4 protein-coding genes are annotated in these 5,006 nt (G+C 50.4%); 1 reads left to right on the top strand and 3 read right to left on the bottom strand.

The features are described 5' to 3' along the window. Positions 1–368 precede the first annotated feature (368 nt). A complete protein-coding gene (locus tag NZ772_13585; protein MCS6814581.1) occupies positions 369–2,198 on the top strand; it encodes a diflavin flavoprotein in 1,830 nt (609 codons plus the stop codon). Between the two features lie 86 nt (positions 2,199–2,284). On the opposite strand, the gene NZ772_13590 is transcribed toward NZ772_13585, so the two are convergent. Genes NZ772_13590 through NZ772_13600 form a run of 3 tightly spaced genes read right to left on the bottom strand, consistent with a single transcriptional unit; the run spans position 2,285 to position 4,975 of the window. Beyond that, positions 2,285–3,508 carry a lipid-A-disaccharide synthase-related protein gene (locus NZ772_13590; GenBank protein MCS6814582.1) on the bottom strand — a complete coding sequence of 408 codons (1,224 nt, stop codon included), beginning with the start codon at positions 3,506–3,508 and terminating at the stop codon, positions 2,285–2,287. A gap of 10 nt (positions 3,509–3,518) precedes the next feature. After that, entirely contained in the window at positions 3,519–4,391 is an 873-nt protein-coding gene (locus NZ772_13595) for a glycosyltransferase (protein MCS6814583.1), read from the bottom strand. A gap of 5 nt (positions 4,392–4,396) precedes the next feature. Further along, positions 4,397–4,975 (bottom strand): hypothetical protein, encoded by a 579-nt coding sequence (locus NZ772_13600; protein MCS6814584.1) that lies wholly within the window; start codon positions 4,973–4,975, stop codon positions 4,397–4,399. Positions 4,976–5,006: the final 31 nt, after the last annotated feature.

Genomic DNA, 5,006 nt, shown 5'->3' on the forward strand with positions numbered 1-5,006 from the left:
ATTTGGCTCTGAGGCTTACTCCAAGGTTATTTGCGAGGTTATTTGCCGCTGTAGAGTTATGTTGCTGGTTGACTGACAAGTCTTTTGTGGCTGGGTCGAATAAGGTGAAATTCAACGCCAGTCCATGTTCTACTGGGTTACACGTTGCCAATCTAACCCATAAGAGAACAGAAGTTTCAAGAGTTTTATCAAGCAACCGAGCTGTGCTGTAGCGTAGCTGGTTTCTCGATCGGTCTTCCTAATGGATGATATAGCCAGTCTGTATAGCGGTTTGTGGAGATGACCATCCGCTTCAGTCCCACTCCGTGCGACACTGAGATTACGTACAGAAAGGTGTCTGACGTATCTGGGCGTAATGGAGGTAGCCAATGATGGAGCCAGTTTCCAGACCGAGAGATGTGCAGGTATTGCCAATTGCACCGGAAACGACAGCGCTACGATCGCGAAGTTGGAAGCGCTTGCGCTTTGAAATTGAATATGCTCTAGAGCGCGGAACTACAGCCAATTCATTCTTGATTCAGGCTGATCGGGTAGCACTGATTGACCCACCCGGTGAGACGTTCACTGAAATTTATTTGACAGAACTACAACAGCGGCTGGATTTGAAGTCTTTGGACTACATCATCTTAGGTCATGTAAATCCTAACCGCATGGTGACACTAAAGGCCATCTTAGAGATTACTGACCGTGTTACGTTTATCTGCTCAAATCCAGCAGCGATCACACTGCGCAATGGGCTAGCGGAACAGGCTCCAATGATTCGTGTTGCGCGGGGAGATGAAACGCTGGACTTGGGACTAGGCCATCATCTTCAGTTTATTCCTACACCAAACCCACGCTATCCTGATAGTCTCTGCACCTATGACTCTAGAAGTAATATCCTCTACACAGATAAATTATTTGGAGCGCATATTTGTGGGGATCAGGTCTTTGATGAGGGTTGGGCTGTCTGGTTGGAGGATCGTCGCTATTATTTTGACTGCTTGATGGCTCCCCATGCACGGCATGTAGAAACAGCTCTAGAAAAGCTGACCAGCACAGTTCCCCAACTGGCTAGGTTTGGTCGTCAGCCATTGAAGACGGAGCAGACTGGTCAAGATTCTTCCCCATCTGCGTTTGCAGCTTCTTTACCCCTGGCAACAGCCTCTTCGCCACCTCTGTTAATTGCCCCTGGGCATGGCCCTCTGGTGAGATATGGGCTAGCTGATGTCATTAAAGTCTATTGGCAATGGAGTCAACAGCAGCGATCGCAAGAGTTATCCGTAGCGTTATTGTATGCTTCTGCCTATGGCAACACCACCACTATGGCACAGGCGATCGCTAGGGGAATTACCAAAGCAGGGGTAGCCGTAGAGTCGATTAACTGTGAAGTTGCAGAGCCGGCTGAAATCCAAGCAGTGATTGAGAAGGCGAGTGGGTTTATTATTGGCTCGCCTACATTGGGGGGACATGTGCCAACACCTGTGCAAACAGCCTTAGGTATCATTTTGTCTACAGCAAGTAAGACCAAGCTAGCGGGAGTGTTTGGTTCGTTTGGCTGGAGTGGGGAGGCGATCGATATCATCTATAGTAAACTCCGTGATGCAGGCTATAGTTTTGGATTTGAACCCATTCGCGTTAAATTTAAGCCAACCGAAGCCACCCTCCAGATGTGTGAGCAGACTGGCACCGATTTTGCCCAAAGCTTGAAAAAGGCGAAGAAAGTCCGCACAGCCAACCAGCCTGCCAGCAATGTTGAGCAAGCAGTAGGTCGATTGGTAGGTTCCCTATGCATCCTTACTGTTCGCCATGGAGAAGTCAGTGGTGCTATGTTGGCATCGTGGGTATCTCAAGCTACTTTCAATCCACCAGGAGTGATGGTGGCTATTGCTAAAGACCGCGCAATTGAGTCGCTGATTTATCCAGGAAGCCGCTTCGTGCTTAATATTCTAGCTGAAGGCAAGCACATTCCGCTGATGAAGCAGTTTTTGAAACCATTTCAGCCAGGGGAGGATCGGTTTGCTGGGGTGGCGACTCAGGAAACAGATAACGGTAACTTGATTTTGACAGATGCTCTGGCTTGGCTGGAATGTCGAGCTGACCAACGCATGGAGTGTGGGGATCATTGGCTAGTATACGCGATCGCTGAGACTGGCAATGTTCTGCTAGCTGATGCCCTCACTGCTGTTCACCATCGCAAAACAGGCATGAAATACTAGCGAGACAGACTATCTAGGCAAAGGCTAGGCAAAGGAGTAGTTACGTCTGTACCCTGTTCCTCTTACCTCTTGACTGCTACAGCTCTTTAAGCGAGGGTAATCAGATGCTTAGCAATTCGTTGGGCAGCACCGGGAGCACCCATGCGCAGGTAGCCATTTTGGGCAATGGCGTGGAGACCATCAGCATTACTCAATAACCGTTGCAGCGCTGGAGCAACAGCTTCAGGGTTAGGTGCTAGGGTAACTGAACAACCTAACAGCCGATTCTGGGCTTGGGCAAAGGCTAAAGTAAACTGAGGGCCTCGTCCCGGCATAGTAATCGCAGGCTTGCCAAGACCAACAAATTGCTCTGTCGCTGTGCCAGTCATGGCGATTGCCACGTCGGCTTGTTGGGCACAGACAGTAAACGCTGTAGATAACTCTAGGTGGATATTGGGATTCAAGGTATGGTGAAATTCTGTTGATGAACCTTGATTAGCTTGCCAGTTCATCGTCACTAGCGTTGTGGCGAGTTCGGCTAGTGAGAGGCTGGGGGCGATTGCTGCTAGACAGCGAAGCGCACGATCCGGCGCAGTGTCAATAACACCTTGCACAGCCTGGAGAATTTGTCGCCAGTTAGCATAGGCTTCTGGAATCCGAGAACCAGGCAAGAGTAGCAGTGTCAAGCAATTGGGAGGGGCACTAGTGTCAGCAGAGGCAGCATCAAAACCATCCATCATGGGGTTACCAAGATCAATTGCTGGGATACTATAGCGCTGTAAAGTAGTGGTAGTGAGGCGATCGCGGGGATACACTGCCTTGCAGTTGGGGCGATTCATAAGCCAACGCTCCCAGGGTAAGTACACCCCTCCTAGACAATATTCCAGCCGCTCAAACCAGGGTAAGTTGGGGTGGATGCCAGTCTCTTCGTCGCGGAGATGATAGTCAGACTTGGCCGTGGCTACTAGGGCATAGGGAGCACCGCTTAGCCATGCTAGCACTAGGGGCACAATATCCCCAACTGCCAAAATGAATCCACCAACGGCTGCCCAGGCTTTGACGGCTCGTAGCTGAGCCAGCGTAAGCTGCACTAACCCTGCTTGCATATCGCGCACTAATTGGCGGCCATCTTGATTGACAAACCCACCAGAGGGCATGGTTTGCACAGGCCCTACGATTGTAATCCCTGCTTGCCGATAAGCATGACCCACACCGACGATCGGCAGACCTGCCAGTTCTGGAGGATTAGGTTGTTGTTGCAGAGCAGTGGCTATCCGACAGGCAATTTCATCTTCACCATGACCATTACTAAGGCAAAGCAACTTCTGCATGGGGAGTTTTTTACTGACCTCTTCGACCTAAGAACGTGATGAACACTATGAACCATTGCACCATCCACACTACGGTTTGCCCTAGAAACAGCGACAATCCGCCAACAGAGCCATATTTGGTCAAATGGTAATGAAAGCGAGTAGGCAGATGATAGGGGGACTTTTTGCTACTGAACACACGGTACCAACTGGGCACTGGTAGCTGGTACAGATAGTCGCGAAAGCGATAAATTGTGTCAGTAACTCCAGGCAGGCGAACCTTGGCATCTCCAAGAATACAGACCGTAAACCCAGCGCGGCTAGCAGCTAGCAAATACATTCCGTCACCACCATACTGAGGAAAACGATCAGCATCAGGATAGCCGATCGTTGCCATTACCGATCGAGGAATTGCCACGCAGTAGCCGCTAGTACCCTCAACTACAACGACTTCGCCAGGATGGGCAGCAAATCGGTGTCGGCCTCGAAAGCCAGTTGGCAGCGGTTGATTGCCACTGGGACTGTAGCAGGCAGCAGCAGCGATCGTTTTAGGATGGGTATGCACAAACTCAACCAACGCTTCGATCGCACCTGGCTCAGGCCAGCAGTCATCATTCAGCCATAAAACGATCGCAGCACGGTCTGCCCAGGCATTGCTCATCCCTAGCCGCATTGCACCTGTCCACCATAGATCCCCTGTTCCTACTAGCACCTTGACCGTCGGATAAGCTGTTTGAATGGCAGCCGTGGTTCCATCTGTAGAGCCATCATCCACAACTACTATCTGATACCGATCCAACACGCCAAGCTGTTGTAACTGGTGAAGGCAAGCTAGGGTTATAGCACAGCGATTATAAACTGGGATGAGAATGTGAACGATTGGCTGCTCTTGGCTCATCCCCATAGACATCAATCCTTAGTTGCAGCGACAGCCTTGAGCTTAGCGTAAAACTCTGAGGTATCTGTCGGGGGTACAAACTGGTGAATAGGCTGAATAGGCTGACAGGTCATTGGCTCTGGTTCTGAGGGTGATTGCTCAGATACGCCTTGCTCAGGGAGTATTGAATGAGTGGGTGGCTCTTCCCAGGGGTCAGGTATGGTGCTAGAGGCCGATTGCTTGTCAGATGATTGCCAGCACAACAACTGAGGCTGACAGGCTGCGGTAACATCAGGGGATGTTGATGGAAGGGTAGCCCCGATCGCTTCCTGGTGAACTACCGGTAACACATGCTCACATACCATCTGGGCAAATTCAGCATTGAAATGGCATAGTGGCTCACCCCGACGCTTCCAAAAGGCGAGAATTTGTACCACAGAAATGGCCTTGTAACGCCCTTGATAGAGCGCTTCTATCACAGCTAGCTTAATCCAGTGAGGTTGGTAATAGTCCATCCACTCAGCTACCAACTGTTCAGCTCTGTAGCCGTCTAGATCAAAGCTATAGCCATCCAACAGAGTCACTGCATGATCGACGATCGAGGGACGCATAGCTGTGGTCCTCAACTGGTAAAATAACCCT

It is taken from the genome of Cyanobacteriota bacterium, assembly GCA_025054735.1.
GTDB lineage: Bacteria > Cyanobacteriota > Cyanobacteriia > SKYG9 > SKYG9 > SKYG9.

What these genes read in the sequence shown, in the direction of transcription:
- NZ772_13595 (MCS6814583.1), bottom strand. Translation starts at nt 4,391, where the DNA reads ATGGGGATGAGCCAAGAGCAGCCAATCGTTCACATTCTCATCCCAGTT.
- NZ772_13600 (MCS6814584.1), bottom strand. Translation starts at nt 4,975, where the DNA reads ATGCGTCCCTCGATCGTCGATCATGCAGTGACTCTGTTGGATGGCTAT.
- NZ772_13585 (MCS6814581.1), top strand. Translation starts at nt 369, where the DNA reads ATGATGGAGCCAGTTTCCAGACCGAGAGATGTGCAGGTATTGCCAATT.
- NZ772_13590 (MCS6814582.1), bottom strand. Translation starts at nt 3,508, where the DNA reads ATGCAGAAGTTGCTTTGCCTTAGTAATGGTCATGGTGAAGATGAAATT.